The 13,301-nt window shown below is 63.3% G+C and carries 11 protein-coding genes; 6 read left to right on the top strand and 5 right to left on the bottom strand.

The genetic code is table 11. The annotated features are described in order from the left end of the window. The first annotated feature begins 275 nt into the window (after positions 1-275). The 6 genes from GYH35_RS01610 to hisC all read left to right on the top strand — a co-directional run bounded on the left by GYH35_RS01610 (position 276) and on the right by hisC (position 7,365). The gene (locus tag GYH35_RS01610; protein ID WP_161813904.1) at positions 276-647 is read left to right on the top strand and encodes a hypothetical protein; all 372 of its coding nucleotides are present in this window, start codon (positions 276-278) and stop codon (positions 645-647) included. 122 nt (positions 648-769) lie between these two features. After that, positions 770-1,144: a hypothetical protein gene (locus GYH35_RS01605; protein ID WP_161813905.1), complete on the top strand. Its 375-nt coding sequence runs from the start codon at positions 770-772 to the stop codon at positions 1,142-1,144. Between the two features lie 184 nt (positions 1,145-1,328). Beyond that, complete coding sequence (locus GYH35_RS01600; protein ID WP_161827488.1) at positions 1,329-1,508, top strand: hypothetical protein; 180 nt, start codon at positions 1,329-1,331, stop codon at positions 1,506-1,508. 578 nt (positions 1,509-2,086) lie between these two features. Further along, entirely contained in the window at positions 2,087-5,011 is a 2,925-nt protein-coding gene (locus GYH35_RS01595; RefSeq protein ID WP_161813907.1) for a TonB-dependent receptor plug domain-containing protein, read from the top strand. A gap of 82 nt (positions 5,012-5,093) precedes the next feature. Beyond that, on the top strand, positions 5,094-6,233 hold the full coding sequence (locus GYH35_RS01590) for an NHL repeat-containing protein (RefSeq protein WP_161827487.1): 1,140 nt from the start codon (positions 5,094-5,096) through the stop codon (positions 6,231-6,233). Positions 6,234-6,246: 13 nt separating this feature from the next. Then, entirely contained in the window at positions 6,247-7,365 is a 1,119-nt protein-coding gene (gene hisC / locus GYH35_RS01585; RefSeq protein ID WP_235936681.1) for a histidinol-phosphate transaminase, read from the top strand. Here the strand turns inward: hisC and GYH35_RS01580 are convergent. Genes GYH35_RS01580 through hutI form a run of 5 tightly spaced genes read right to left on the bottom strand, consistent with a single transcriptional unit; the run spans position 7,329 to position 13,235 of the window. Further along, on the bottom strand, positions 7,329-7,940 hold the full coding sequence (locus GYH35_RS01580) for a HutD/Ves family protein (protein ID WP_161813909.1): 612 nt from the start codon (positions 7,938-7,940) through the stop codon (positions 7,329-7,331). The two genes, hisC and GYH35_RS01580, sit on opposite strands and share 37 nt — an antisense overlap. A 13-nt stretch (positions 7,941-7,953) precedes the next feature. Then, positions 7,954-9,624 (bottom strand): urocanate hydratase, encoded by a 1,671-nt coding sequence (hutU, locus tag GYH35_RS01575; protein WP_161827486.1) that lies wholly within the window; start codon positions 9,622-9,624, stop codon positions 7,954-7,956. Positions 9,625-9,635: 11 nt separating this feature from the next. Then, positions 9,636-10,460, bottom strand: a complete 825-nt coding sequence (gene hutG / locus GYH35_RS01570) for an N-formylglutamate deformylase (RefSeq protein WP_161827485.1) — start codon at positions 10,458-10,460, stop codon at positions 9,636-9,638. Between the two features lies 1 nt (position 10,461). Continuing rightward, positions 10,462-12,003 carry a histidine ammonia-lyase gene (gene hutH, locus GYH35_RS01565; protein ID WP_161813912.1) on the bottom strand — a complete coding sequence of 514 codons (1,542 nt, stop codon included), beginning with the start codon at positions 12,001-12,003 and terminating at the stop codon, positions 10,462-10,464. Further along, positions 12,000-13,235: an imidazolonepropionase gene (gene hutI / locus GYH35_RS01560; protein WP_161813913.1), complete on the bottom strand. Its 1,236-nt coding sequence runs from the start codon at positions 13,233-13,235 to the stop codon at positions 12,000-12,002. Before hutI ends, hutH begins: the two co-directional genes overlap by 4 nt. Positions 13,236-13,301: the final 66 nt, after the last annotated feature.

Genomic DNA, 13,301 nt, shown 5'->3' with positions numbered 1-13,301 from the left:
CGAGGGCGCGAGCTCATACTGCGATACATAAAAGTCTCGCTGCGCCTTCGCGCCGCGCGGGGCAGCGCCGTCGTGCTCGCTAGATCCACGCGGGGCTGTTGATACACGCCATGCAGGATCAGGCACGCGATCTCCGGATCGGCGGCCCTGCGTCGCAGTTGACTCGGTGAAACCCTGAATCGCTTCTTGCGCCGTTGACTCAAGCGCGCTCACGCGCCAAAACTCAAGCCAGTACAGAACAGCATCGCAATGTTTCAACTATGGAGGGTTTGACAATGCCGTTGCCTCGCACCCCGTCCAGAACGATCCCGCTGAGTTTGACGTCCCGTGCCAAGGCACTGATCGTCATGTGTGCCGTACTGATCGCCGGCCAGGCGCCCGCTGCGCCGTTTGAAGGTGCGTCGGTACCCACTTCAGTTCGAACTCTGATCTGCGACTCGAATCCCCGTATCGTCGTTCTACTCGCCAATGGGACGAATATCTGGTATCCGGCCAATTGGGAGAGCAGCAAGTTGTTTCTCGCGACGGCGCTCGCGGCGAAGGCCGCGGGCCAGAACATGTACTACCTGGGCACCGACGATACCTTGTCGGTCTACTGTACCCTCAACTCGGCTCGGCAGGTTCTGGGATTTGGTATGGAGGACTAGCGATAGGGCTTTCGTTGGAAAGTCCTTCGGTGACCTTTGTTCGAAGCTATATATCGGCGCCGAAGCGCGCTGTTTGTTTGGATCGCTGAGTCGCAGAAAATTCGATGCAATGGAGAGGATGCATGCGCGAACACAATGGAATCTGGAACACCGAGAGCAAGCGTGTTGCGAGAGTGGGCGGCGCATTTCTGGCGCTTTCCCTTGTCGCTCTAGCCGTCAGCGCCGCGACGGAGACACGCACCTATGATCCGAGCTACAAGTACATCGCCGGATTCGTGGAAAACCCGTTGGGCCTGACGGACACCATCTGTGGCATTCAACTTCCAGCCTATGCGGATTGCTGGGGGCGCTACGAGGCGTGGGTCAGGGAAACAACGCCGGGCGGCAAGGCGATTTGTGCTGCGCTGATGTCGGCGAAGGTGCAGCAGATCAGCGTTACGTATCGCCTCGACGTATCACAAGGCGGAAAATGCGAGATCGTTCGCGTCGAGTCATAGGGGCGCGCTCCAAACGACACGCGCTGCCGCCGTAGGACACCGCCCCCGGCTCCCGCCGCTTTCACCACGCGGCACTGCCAAGTTCGGAAGCACTCGCCGGTGAGGGATGCGCGATTTGTACCGACCAGCGAACCAAGTCGGAGACGCGGCCGTTACCGCTGTGGTGATCACGGTCGGAGGTCGCATGGCGAGCAAGCGCAAGAATTCGTTGGTGGCGAACATCAATCGCCGGAAGCGCGCGGGGAAGAGCAGGCCGAAGTCGCGCTCGACGGTGAGCAAAGAGTCGTACCGCCAGATGCAGAAGAGCTGGCCGAAGTCGGGAACGAAGAAGGCGGCCAAGAAGCAGGCGGCCAAGAAGAAGTGAGTTGATATCGACGAATCCGTTTTCGGCATCGGTGGCCGGCACAGCGCCGGGCGGAGGTGGCCTGGCCGCGGAATTCGGATCGTCGCAGCTGGACTGCAACTTCCTTTAGTTTTTCGCTCGCGGGACGCGCCGGCCGGCGTGTCCCCGGAAAATTTCCTTTTGGGGCACGCACGGCGCCCGCCGCACCAAAACCGCTCCACTCTTCCGGCCTCGCTTTCTCATCTGAGCCACCGCGGCGCGTCGCCGATGACGGATCAACGCTGTGGCGGCGTTCATGCACCACAAAGCGTCGTGGCGCTGGCGCGGATCATGCAAACATCTCCGAGCGGCTGCCCAAAAACGGCACAGCGCCGAGCGCCGCAACTTCGCGCTCATACCCAAACGTACGCGCAACGGATAATTCGCAGCGTCCTTTTGACTAGACTTTTAAAAATCATTTGTCTATATAATTGAATCGAAGTCGCACACCGGACCAGTTCCGGTGCTGAAGGGGGACGACCGCCAAGGGGATGATCGGGGAACACCGGCCTCCATTGGACCAGCGTGCTTACTAATTCATTCTGGGGAGGTCGAGTCCAATGATTCTTATCGATTCGGGGCAGGCGCAAAATCATCGTCGATCGCTCGTGCTCGAGCGCATGGTCGCTCGCACTCTGAAGACGACACGGCGCGCTGGGAGAATCGGCGGCTACGCCGCGCTGGGCATGATGTCACTCGCTTCGCACTCGGCGTGGTCGCAGGCCGCGGCGGTCGCGGCCGATGCGGCGCCCGTCGAAGTCGTCGTCACCGGCACACGCATCGTGCGCGACGGGTACGAAGCACCGACGCCGGTCAGCGTGCTCGGCGTCGAACAGATCCAATCCTTCGGCTCACCGAACATCGCCGACGCGGTGAACACTTTGCCGGCGCTGTCCGGCAGCGTTTCTCCGGCCACGTCCGTGACGACGGCCAGCACCGGCAACTCGAACATCAACGCGCTGAACCTGCGCGCGCTCGGCGAGAACAGAACGCTGGTGCTGATCGACGGTCAGCGCTCGGTCGCATCGTCGCTGTCCGGCCTCGTCGATGTGAATTTGATTCCGCAGGATTTGATCTCGCAGGTCGAAGTGGTCACGGGCGGCGCGTCCGCGGTGTACGGCTCCGACGCGCTCGGCGGTGTGGTGAACTTCGTGCTCGACAAGAAGTTCACCGGCATGAAGACGACGTCGCAGTACGGCTCGACGACGCACGGCGACGGCGACAACTGGATGGCCGGCGCCACCTTCGGCACGCCGTTCGCCGATGGCCGCGGTCACTTCATCTTCAGCGCGAGCGCGCGCCAACAAAGCGTAATCCCCATCAATCGCCGCGATTGGAACTTGAAAGGTTGGCAGTTCATGAACAACCCGGGCTATACGCCGACCAACGGCCAGCCGCAGCGTCTGCTGCTGGATCAGGTGTCGGTGAGCACGGGCATCGCCGGCGGCATCGTCACTAACGGGCCGCTGCGGGGCACGGCTTTCGGCGTCGGCGGTCAGCCCTATACGTTCAACTTCGGCGATCTGGTGACCGATCCCGATATGCGCGGCGGAGATTGGGAACTGTCTCAGGTGCGAGGCACGCGCGCCGGTGCGAGCTTGCTCGGCGGCTCGCGTACGCACAGCGCATTCATGCGCGTGTCGTGGGATCTTACCGACGACGTCAATATCTATTTCCAGGCAGCCACTGCCCGCGACAAGAACCGCAACTACGCGTTCTCGCTCGAAGATACCGGCAGCATTCAACTCAACGTCGACAATGCATTCCTTCCCGAGTCGGTGCGACAGGCGATGCTGGATCGAGGCGTGACGACCTTCCGGCTCGGCACGATGCACCCGGACCTGGACATTGCGACTCCGGTAAACGACCGCCGCGTCACGCGCTTCGTCCTGGGCGCCACCGGCAGCCTCGGCGACAAATGGGAATGGGATGCCTACTACCAGCGCGGCGTGTCCGATCTGCACGTCATGACCGAAGGCATCTGGGTGAACTCTTATCTGGCGCTCGCCTACGACGCCGTCGTCAATCCGGCGAACGGCACGATCGTCTGCCGCTCCACGCTGACGGATCCCGGCAACGGCTGCGTTCCTTACAATCCGATGGGCATCGGCGTGAACTCGCAAGCCGCGCGCGATTACGTGCAAGGCAACGGCGAAAAGATGTGGCGCTACCAGCAGCTCACGCAGGACGTTGCGGCCGTGTCATTGAGTGGCTCGCCGTTCGCGACCTGGGCGGGCGACGTTTCCGTCGCGACCGGTGTCGAATGGCGCAAGGAGTGGATTGGCAAGGGCGAGAACGATGCCATCTCCGATCGCTTCGGCTGGTGGGTCGGCGGCTATCCGTCCACGCAGGGCAGCTATGACGTGACCGAAGGCTATGTCGAGACCGTCATTCCGCTCGCGAAGGATCTGCCGGCGCTCAAGAGCCTCGACGTGAGCGGTGCAATCCGCGTGACCGAGTACAGCACGTCGGGCAGCGTCGAAACGTGGAAGGCGGGCTTGAACTGGGCGCCGCTCGACGACGTTCGTTTCCGTGCCACGTTGTCGCACGACATCCGGGCGCCGAATCTGGAAGAGCTGTTCAGCCGAGGCAGCGGCGGCGCTCCGGCGGTCACGAATCCGTGGCTCGGCAATGCGACGGAGTACATCACTTCGCCGCGCCTCGGCAACACAGAACTGACGCCGGAAAAGGCTGACGGCTTTGGCGCGGGCCTGGTGCTGACGCCGCGCGTGCTGCCGGGCTTCGCGCTGTCGGTCGACTACTGGAGCGTCGATATCGAGGACGCGATCGGTCTGCCGACGACTCAGGACATCATCGACAACTGCTATCAGGGTCAGACGGCATTCTGCTCGGCAATCGACTTCTATCCGGACACGGACAGCCTGTTCGTGGTCCGTCGCACGCCGTTCAACTACACGTCCCAAGTCGCGCGCGGCGTCGACTACGAGACCAGCTATCGCTTCGATGTGGGCGATCTGTTCGACGGCGCCCCGGGCTCGGTGCAACTGCGCGCGCTCGCGACCAACTACAAGCGCAATGCGACCACGACCGAAGGCATCGTCGAGGATACGGCCGGCATGAACACTTCCTACGGTCCGCCGGACTGGAAGTGGAACGCGTCGATCGCTTACGCGCTCGAGTCGTTCAACGCAACGGTGACGGCGCGCGGCATCAGCTCCGGTGTCTATGACAACGACTGGATCGAGTGCAGCAGCAACTGTCCCACGTCCACCACCAAGTACGTGACGGTCAGCGACAACGATATCGACGGCGCGGTGTACTTCGACCTCGCGCTGTCGTACGGAGTCGATGTCGGGGGCATGGAGGTCGAGGGCTTCCTCAACGTGAGAAACATCACCGACAAGGATCCGGCGATCGTGGCGGCCAACCCAGGCGGCTTCAACTACACCATAGCCCCGGCGAACGCACGGCTGTACGACGTGCTCGGGCGCACGTTCACCGTGGGATTCCGTATGAACCTCTGAGCGCGCTCATCATCGCGGGCGGCGATCTGCCGTCCGCGATGTCGTGCAACGTTGTCCCTGTCGAATGTGGAGATTGTCGAGGATGCAAGGTTCATCGATCAGAGTTGCGTTGCTGATGCTGGCGCTCGCGCCGTTCGGGCTGCAGGCATCGGAGCCGGCGACGGAAAAGGTTCCTGAATACGCGCTTGACGCGAGCTGGCCGAAGCTGCCGCTGCCGAATCGGTGGGCGCTCGGTCTGATCAATGGCATTCACGTCGACGCCAACAATCATCTGTGGATGTTTCATAGCCCGGAGCTGGTGCCGAACTATGCGCGCGGCGCGGCGCAAACACCGCCGGCCGGCAAGTGCTGCGTGCCCGCGCCGGCGATCATCGAATTCGACGAGCAGGGCGAGGTGCTGCGGGCTTGGGGCGGACCCGAGCAGGCCAAGGGCTATGACTGGCCGACGGCGGGGCACGGACTGTTCGTCGACTACAAAGGAAACATCTGGATCGGCGGCAGCCAGACGCGGGTTGGCGCCGATGGCAGTCCTCCGGACGGCATGTATCTGAAGTTCGATCCGAACGGGAAATTCCTGCTGCAGATCGGCGGCCGCGGCCCTTCCAAGGGCAGTCTCGATCCGAGTCGATTGAGCGGCGCGTCGTCGGTTGATGTCGATCCCGAGACCAACGAGGCTTTCATCGCCGATGGCTATGGCAATCATCGCGTCATCGTGTTCGATGCGGACACCGGTGAGTTCAAACGGCAGTGGGGCGCGTATGGCAAGCCGCCCACAGACGAGAAGCTGCCGCGCTACGACGGTGGTCCGACGCTGCCGAAGCAGTTCAATCTGGTCCATTGCATTCGCATCGCGAACGACGGACTCGTCTACGTGTGCGACCGGCTCAACAATCGCCTGCAGGTATTCCGCAAGGACGGTACGTTCCTGGCCGAATACGTCTACGAGCCGCAGACCCGGGGCTCCGGCTCGGTTGGCAACGTCAGCCTGTGGCCCGATGCGCAGCAGACCTTCATGGTGATGAACGATCCGGGCAATTTCCAGACGGTGCTGATCCGCCGCGCCGACGGCAAAGTGCTGAGCCGTTTCGGCCACTTCGGCACCTGGGCCGGGGAATACCATCGCAATCACCAGATGGAGTTCGATCGCAAAGGCAACATCTATACGTCCGAAGACCATCGCGTGCAGCGGCTCAAGATCGTCAACGGCGTCACTCCCCGATGATCCGAGCAACATTGTGAGCAAACAAAACCTGTCGCAGGCCGAGCCCTTTTTCAATCCTCATGTCGAAGCGCTGCCGAAGTACAACGCTGGTCTCACGCTAGCCTCGGCCCGTGCGGCCAGCGGCCTGGAGCGGATCGCGCGGCTGGCGAGCAACGAGAATCCATACGGCTGTTCGCCAGCCGTCCAGCAGGCTCTGGCCGATGGCGCCGTCGAGCTCTGGCGTTATTCCGATCCAAGCTGCGAGCTGCTCCGGGCAGCGCTCGGCAAGCGCCTCGATGTCGAGTTGGGAAACATCGTGGTGGGCAATGGCTCGGAGGAGATGATCGCCGCCGCGTCGCGCGCATTCCTGACGGCGGGTGGCATTGCGCTCACCGTCGCGCCGTGTTTCGGCTTGCACGAGATCGAGCCGCTCGCGGTGGGCGCCAGTGTCACGAAAATTCCGATGACCGCCGAGCTCGACTTCGATGTGACTGGACTGGAGGCCGCGCTCGCGCAGGCTCCAAACATTCTGTTTCTGCCATCGCCGTGGAATCCGGTCGGCGCGGCGTTGGATCGCGACGGCTTGGCTCGCCTTATCGAGGCTGCGCCCGCCACGACCCTGTTCGTGCTCGACGAGGCCTATCGCGAGTTTGTTTCCGATGCGATTCCCGACGGCCTGGAAATGCTGAGGCGGACGCAGCGGCCCTACATCGTTTTGCGCACCTTCTCGAAGGCGTTTGGATTGGCCGGGCTGCGTGTCGGGTACGCGGTCTGCTCCAGTCCTAGAATCGCGAAGATGCTGGCGGCCGCCAAGACACCGTTCAATGTGAACGCCATGGCGCAGGCGGCGGCGGTTGCGGCGCTCGGCGATGAAGCCTGGATGAATGCAGCAGTGAATCGCCTGACCGTCGAGCGCGATCGCGTGTCGAAGGCGCTTCGCAATCTCGGTTTGCGCGTGGCGCGCTCGGAAGGCAACTTCTTGTTCTTCGATGCCGCTCGCGACAGCGCGCAGCTGGCGACAGCCCTGCTCAAGGCTGGTGTGGTCGTCAAGCCCTGGTTGGAGCCCGGGTATCGCACCTTCATCCGCGTCTCGACCGGCACGGTGGCCGAGAACGATCAGTTCCTCGACGCGTTGCGCGCGATCGTGCGATAGAGCTGAATCAAGAAAACTGACGCCGACGAACGCGCCGCCGAGAGCGTCAGTACGCCCGGTGGCGATTGCATCAGGACGCAATCGCGCGCGCCAAGCTGAATCTCCGATTCGCCTTCGATGGCGCAGCTCACAGCGCCATCTGCGCAGAACAACAGGGATTCCTCGGCGCGTAGGTCCAAGGTCAGATGTCGATCGACGACCAGACGATCGACGCTGTGGCGGTAGCGGCCACGGCGTGTCATCACATTCAAATCGGCGATCGTTCCGGCAAGCAGTCGCGCCTGAACTGGAAGATCGGCGGGGAAGGGGAACGGTGCGGTATCGCGGGTGACGGTGCGAGTGCCACCCGCGGCGCCGAAGTCCAGCGCCATCCCTTGCCCGTCGAGAATGCAAAGTGTCCGGTCGATGTCGGGAAATATCGAGAACGGTCCATCCTGCGCGACCACTGCCATGCTGACGCGCCAATCCAACGAATCGAGCGTCGCGCCCGGCGGCGAGATGGCAATCTCGGATGTTTCTCCGCCGCCGTTTTTCCATGGCATGCGCCGATGCGCAGCTGCCCGCAGAACATTCAAATCGATGCTCCTCTCAACGGTCGGTGATGCCGGGCAGGTCAAGGCCGCGCCCGCGTGCGCAATCGATCGCGAGGTCGTAGCCTGCGTCGGCGTGGCGCATGACACCGGTACCCGGATCGTTCCAAAGCACACGTGCAAGTCGTGCGTCCGCGTCCTTCGAGCCATCGCAAACGATGACCATGCCAGCGTGTTGCGAGAACCCCATGCCGACGCCGCCGCCATGATGCAACGAAACCCAGGTGGCGCCGGAAGCAGTGTTCAGCAGCGCGTTGAGCAGCGGCCAATCGGACACCGCATCCGAGCCGTCCTGCATCGCTTCGGTCTCGCGATTGGGTGAGGCGACCGAGCCGGAGTCGAGATGATCGCGACCGATCACGATCGGCGCCCGCAGCTCTCCGGAGGCGACCATTTGATTGAACGCGCGGCCGAGGCGGTCGCGCTGGCCGAGGCCGACCCAGCAGATGCGCGCAGGCAGACCTTGGAACCGGATCCGCTCGCGCGCCATATCCAGCCAGTTGTGCAGATGGGGATCGTCCGGGATCAGCTCCTTCACCTTCTGATCGGTGCGATAGATATCTTCCGGATCGCCGGACAGCGCGGCCCAGCGGAACGGCCCCACACCCCGGCAGAACAGCGGCCGGATGTAAGCCGGCACGAAGCCCGGGAACGCGAACGCATCGCTGACGCCGCAATCGAAAGCGACCTGCCGGATGTTGTTGCCATAGTCGAAGGTTGGAATTCCGAGCCGATGGAATTCCAGCATCGCGCGCACATGCTCGGCCATCGACGCTTTCGCGGCTGCCGCGACGCCGGCCGGATCATTGGCGCGCCTCTCGTCCCAATCTTCGACGGTCCAGCCGAGCGGCAGATAACCATTGACCGGGTCGTGCGCCGATGTTTGATCGGTGACAGCGTCGGGCCGCACGCCCCGACGCAACAGTTCCGGAAGCACTTCGGCGGCGTTGCCACGCAGCGCCACCGAAACGGGCTTGCCGGTGCGGCGAGAGTCATCGAGGATTGCGAGCGCTTCATCGATATTCTTCGCGCACACGTCCACGTACCCGGTGCGCAGACGAAAGTCGATGCTCGATTGACGACATTCAATTGCGAGACAGCTGGAGCCGGCCATGGTCGCGGCGAGCGGCTGCGCGCCGCCCATACCGCCGAGGCCCGCGGTCAGGATCCAGCGGCCACGCAGATTGCCGCCGTAATGGCGGCGGCCCATCTCGACGAATGTTTCATACGTGCCCTGCACGATGCCTTGCGAGCCGATGTAGATCCACGAGCCGGCGGTCATCTGGCCGAACATCATCAGGCCCTTGCGATCGAGCTCGCTGAAATGTTCCCAATTGGCCCAGTGCGGCACCAGGTTGGAATTGGCGAGCAGCACGCGCGGCGCATCGCGATGGGTACGGAACACACCGACCGGCTTGCCCGATTGGATCAGCAATGTTTGATCGTCCTCCAGCCGGCGCAGCGTCGCTACGATACGGTCGAAGCTGTCCCAGTCGCGGGCCGCGCGACCGATGCCGCCGTAAACCACCAGCTCTTCGGGACGCTCCGCCACGTCGGGATCGAGATTGTTCATCAGCATGCGCAGCGGTGCTTCGGTGAGCCAGCTGCGGGCGCTGAGGGTCTGGCCGCGCGGCGCGCGGATGGTGCGGGACTTGTCGGTTCTGTTCATGGCAATACCTGTTAACCGTTGACCGGCTTCAGAGCGAACTCTATGCAGCGCCCGAGCACAGTCTTCAATACGGTGCGCAGCGGGTTCGAGAAATTCGGGTCGAATTGCGGCGGCCAGTTATCTGGCGACAAGGCTCCGCCCGGCTCGTCGAGATAGCCGCGGCAGGCAAGCTCCATCTGCACTGCATGGACGCCTTCGGCGGGCTGGCCGTGGCAGCGAGTGATGTAGCCGCCCTTGAAGCGGCCATTCAATACGTGACTGAAACTGGAGCTCGCGCACGCTGCGACGACTGCCTCGCTCAATGCGGGGGCACAAGATTGGCCGTCGTTGGTGCCGATGTTGAACTGCGGCAGCTCGCCTTCGAACAGGCGCGGAATACGCGAGCGGATCGAATGGCAATCGTATAGGACGATGTTCGCATGCCGCTGGCGAAGCCGTTCGATCTCGCTTCGCAACGTCGCGTGATAAGGATCGAAATAGCGCTGCCGCCGTGCTTCGATCTCCGTCGACGAGACTGGATCGTCACGATACAAAGGTTCGCCGTCGAATGTCGTGCTCGGGCATAGCTCGGTCGTCGCGCGGCCTGGATATAAGGACCGTCCCGATGGATCGCGATTCACGTCGATGACGCTGCGAGAAACGGTCGTGCGCACAATCGTGGCGTCGAGCTCGGTCGCGAAGTCATACAGCCGATCGAGATGCCAATCCGCGTCGCGTCGCGCCAGCCAGGGCGACACGAAGCGGGGCTCGAGATTGCGCAGATCGATGCCGGAATGCGGCATGCTGAGCAACAGCGGCGCTGCGCCTCGACGGATCGATAGCCACTCTGACTGCATGTCAATTCGTCTCGCGAAGAACCTGCGGCAGGGGCAGGCCGGCCGCGGCGACGATCGCGCCGCTGCGCACGAGCGAGGTCGCCTGCTCCATGTCCGGATAGATGTAACGATCGTCGTCGAGCATCGGCACGCGTTCGCGCAGCGCGCTGTGGGCCGATTCGAGCGGCACGCTCGTCTTCAATGGCGCACGCAAATCGCAGGCCTGCGCGGCCATCAACAGCTCGATCGCGATCACGGCGGTCGCGTTGTCGATCATCGGCAACAGGCGACGCGCGCCATGCGCCGCCATCGAGACGTGATCTTCCTGGTTCGCCGACGTTGGAATGGAGTCGACGCTGGCCGGATAGGCGCGTTGTTTGTTTTCCGAGACGAGCGCGGCGGCGGTGACCTGCGGAATCATGAAGCCGGAGTTGAGACCTGGACGCGGCGTGAGGAACGCCGGTAGCCCCGACAACACCGGGTCGATCAGCATGGCGATGCGGCGTTCGGCGATCGAGCCGATCTCGCACACTGCGATGGCGATCATGTCGGCCGCGAAGGCGACCGCTTCCGCATGAAAGTTGCCGCCAGACAGCGCCACATTCTCTTCCGCGAAGATGAGGGGATTATCCGAGACGCCGTTTGCCTCGGTCGCGAGGAACGTGGCGGCATTGCGTAGCATGTCGAGGCACGCGCCCATCACTTGCGGCTGGCAGCGCAGGCAATAGGGATCCTGCACCCGATCGTCGTTGGTCAGGTGCGATGCCCGCAGGGCGCTGCCCGCCATCAGCTCTCGCAAGGCCTGCGCGGCTTCGATCTGGCCTCGATGCTTGCGTAGCGCGTGGATGCGGGGATCGAAAGGAGTGTCCGTGCCACGGGCTGCATCTGTCGAGAGCGCGCCGGTAACCAGCGCCGTCTGGTACAGAACCTCCGCTTCGAACAGCGCGACGAGGGCGACAGCGGTGGAGAACTGCGTGCCGTTCAGCAGCGCCAGGCCTTCCTTTGGCGCCAACGTCAACGGTTGCAGATTGGCGCTCGCCAGGCCCTGCTTCGCAGAGACACGGCCGGAGGGCGTGTCCACTTCGCCGACGCCGAGCATCGCCGCCGTCATGTGCGCCAGCGGAGCGAGATCGCCCGAGGCTCCGACCGAACCTTGTGCCGGTACCACCGGGATGATTTCCGCGGACAGCATCGATTCCAGGAAGCCCAGTGTGCGCAGTTGCACACCCGACGCGCCTTGTCCGAGGCTCGCGAGCTTCAGCGCCATCATCAATCGGACGATGCGGCTCGGCAATGGGTCGCCGGTGCCGGCCGCGTGAGACAGAACGATATTCTGTTGCAGGCGGCTGAGATCGGCATCGTCGATGCGCACCGTCGCGAGCTTGCCGAAGCCGGTGTTGATGCCATAAACCGGCTGGCCGCGGGCGAGAATGCTCGCGACCGCCGCCGCTCCTTTCTCGATCGCCGGGCGGCATGACGAATCGAGTCGCGGCGTGGCTCCGCGATAAACCGCACGCCAATCTTCGAGCGACGTCGAACCGGGCTTCAATACGATCGCAATCATCGACCTCTCCAGAAACGCGAATGCAGCGGGTTGCTGCCGATCCGATAAACCAGCTCAGCGGGCGCATCGATATCCCACACGGCGAAGTCGGCAAGCTTGCCGGCTTCCAGGGTGCCGATCTCGCTCTCCAGACCCAAGGCGCGCGCTGCCGCACGCGTCGTGCCGATCAAACATTCTTCCACGGTGAGCCGGAACTGGGTCGCGGCCATGTTCATGGCGAGCAGCAGGGACGTGAGCGGCGAGGTGCCGGGATTGCAATCGGTCGCGACGGCAATCGGCACGCCGTGCCGACGCAGCAGCGCCACCGGCGGCAAGGTGGTTTCCCGCAGGAAATAAAAGGCGCCGGGCAGCAGTACGGCTACGGTCGCGGCGCGGGCCAGCGCTTCGACGCTGGCCTCGTCGGAATATTCCAAATGATCCGCCGACAATGCGGCGTGCTCCGCCGCCAGGCGCGCGCCGCCGAGGTTCGACAACTGATCGGCGTGTAGTCGCACGCGAAGCCCATGCTTGGCCGCAGCTTCGAACACACGCGACATTTGCGCTGGCGAGAATGCGATGTGCTCGCAGAAGCCGTCGACTGAATCGATCAGTCCGTCGGCCGCCAGCGCCGGCAGCATGGTTCCAACCACGCTGTCGATATATGCATCGGCATCGCCCGACATTTCCGGCGGAACGGCATGCGCGCCAAGAAAGGTCGTATGAACGTGAACTTTACGCAGTCGACCCAGCTCGCGTGCGGCTTGCAGCATGCGACGCTCTGTTTCCAGATCGAGTCCGTAACCCGATTTGATTTCGATCGCCGTGACGCCTTCGTCGATGGCGGCGTCGAGTCGACGCAGGGCGTCGGCAACCAACTGTTCCTTCGTCGCGGCGCGCGTCGCTCGCAACGTAGAGATAATGCCGCCGCCGGCAGCTGCGATTTCCTGGTAAGTGGCGCCGCGCAGGCGCAGCTCGAACTCCCTGGCTCGGTTGCCGGCGTGGATCAAATGCGTGTGGCAATCGACGAGCCCCGGGGTGATCCATCGACCTTCGCAATCGATCTCATCGCGCGCTCCGCTTGCAGGCGGCAACTCGCGCTCGGGGCCGGCGAACACGATGCGCTCGCCACGGATGAGCAAGGCGCCTTGTGTGACGAGCCCGATGCCTCGCGCGCCGTGCGCCAGGGTGGCGAGTCGAGCATTGCGCCACACGCGTTCCGGCGAGGACTGTCGATCAATGGCCGTGGCGGTCATCGGGATTCGGGAGCATCGAGCCTGTCGAAGTGTTAATGTATAGTCATATAATCGATACCGAGAAAG

Origin of the sequence: Steroidobacter agaridevorans (assembly GCF_009932555.1) — a bacterium.
GTDB classification, from domain to species: Bacteria; Pseudomonadota; Gammaproteobacteria; order Steroidobacterales; family Steroidobacteraceae; genus Steroidobacter; species Steroidobacter agaridevorans.
Note: the sequence above shows the minus strand (reverse complement) of the source record. Positions and strands in the feature narration are given on the sequence as shown.

Excerpts from the sequence above, each read along its gene's own strand:
- hutG (WP_161827485.1), bottom strand. The coding sequence starts at position 10,460 with ATGCAGTCAGAGTGGCTATCGATCCGTCGAGGCGCAGCGCCGCTGTTG.
- hutI (WP_161813913.1), bottom strand. The coding sequence starts at position 13,235 with ATGACCGCCACGGCCATTGATCGACAGTCCTCGCCGGAACGCGTGTGG.
- hutH (WP_161813912.1), bottom strand. The coding sequence starts at position 12,003 with ATGATTGCGATCGTATTGAAGCCCGGTTCGACGTCGCTCGAAGATTGG.
- GYH35_RS01605 (WP_161813905.1), top strand. The coding sequence starts at position 770 with ATGCGCGAACACAATGGAATCTGGAACACCGAGAGCAAGCGTGTTGCG.
- GYH35_RS01610 (WP_161813904.1), top strand. The coding sequence starts at position 276 with ATGCCGTTGCCTCGCACCCCGTCCAGAACGATCCCGCTGAGTTTGACG.
- GYH35_RS01590 (WP_161827487.1), top strand. The coding sequence starts at position 5,094 with ATGCAAGGTTCATCGATCAGAGTTGCGTTGCTGATGCTGGCGCTCGCG.
- GYH35_RS01595 (WP_161813907.1), top strand. The coding sequence starts at position 2,087 with ATGATTCTTATCGATTCGGGGCAGGCGCAAAATCATCGTCGATCGCTC.
- GYH35_RS01600 (WP_161827488.1), top strand. The coding sequence starts at position 1,329 with ATGGCGAGCAAGCGCAAGAATTCGTTGGTGGCGAACATCAATCGCCGG.
- hutU (WP_161827486.1), bottom strand. The coding sequence starts at position 9,624 with ATGAACAGAACCGACAAGTCCCGCACCATCCGCGCGCCGCGCGGCCAG.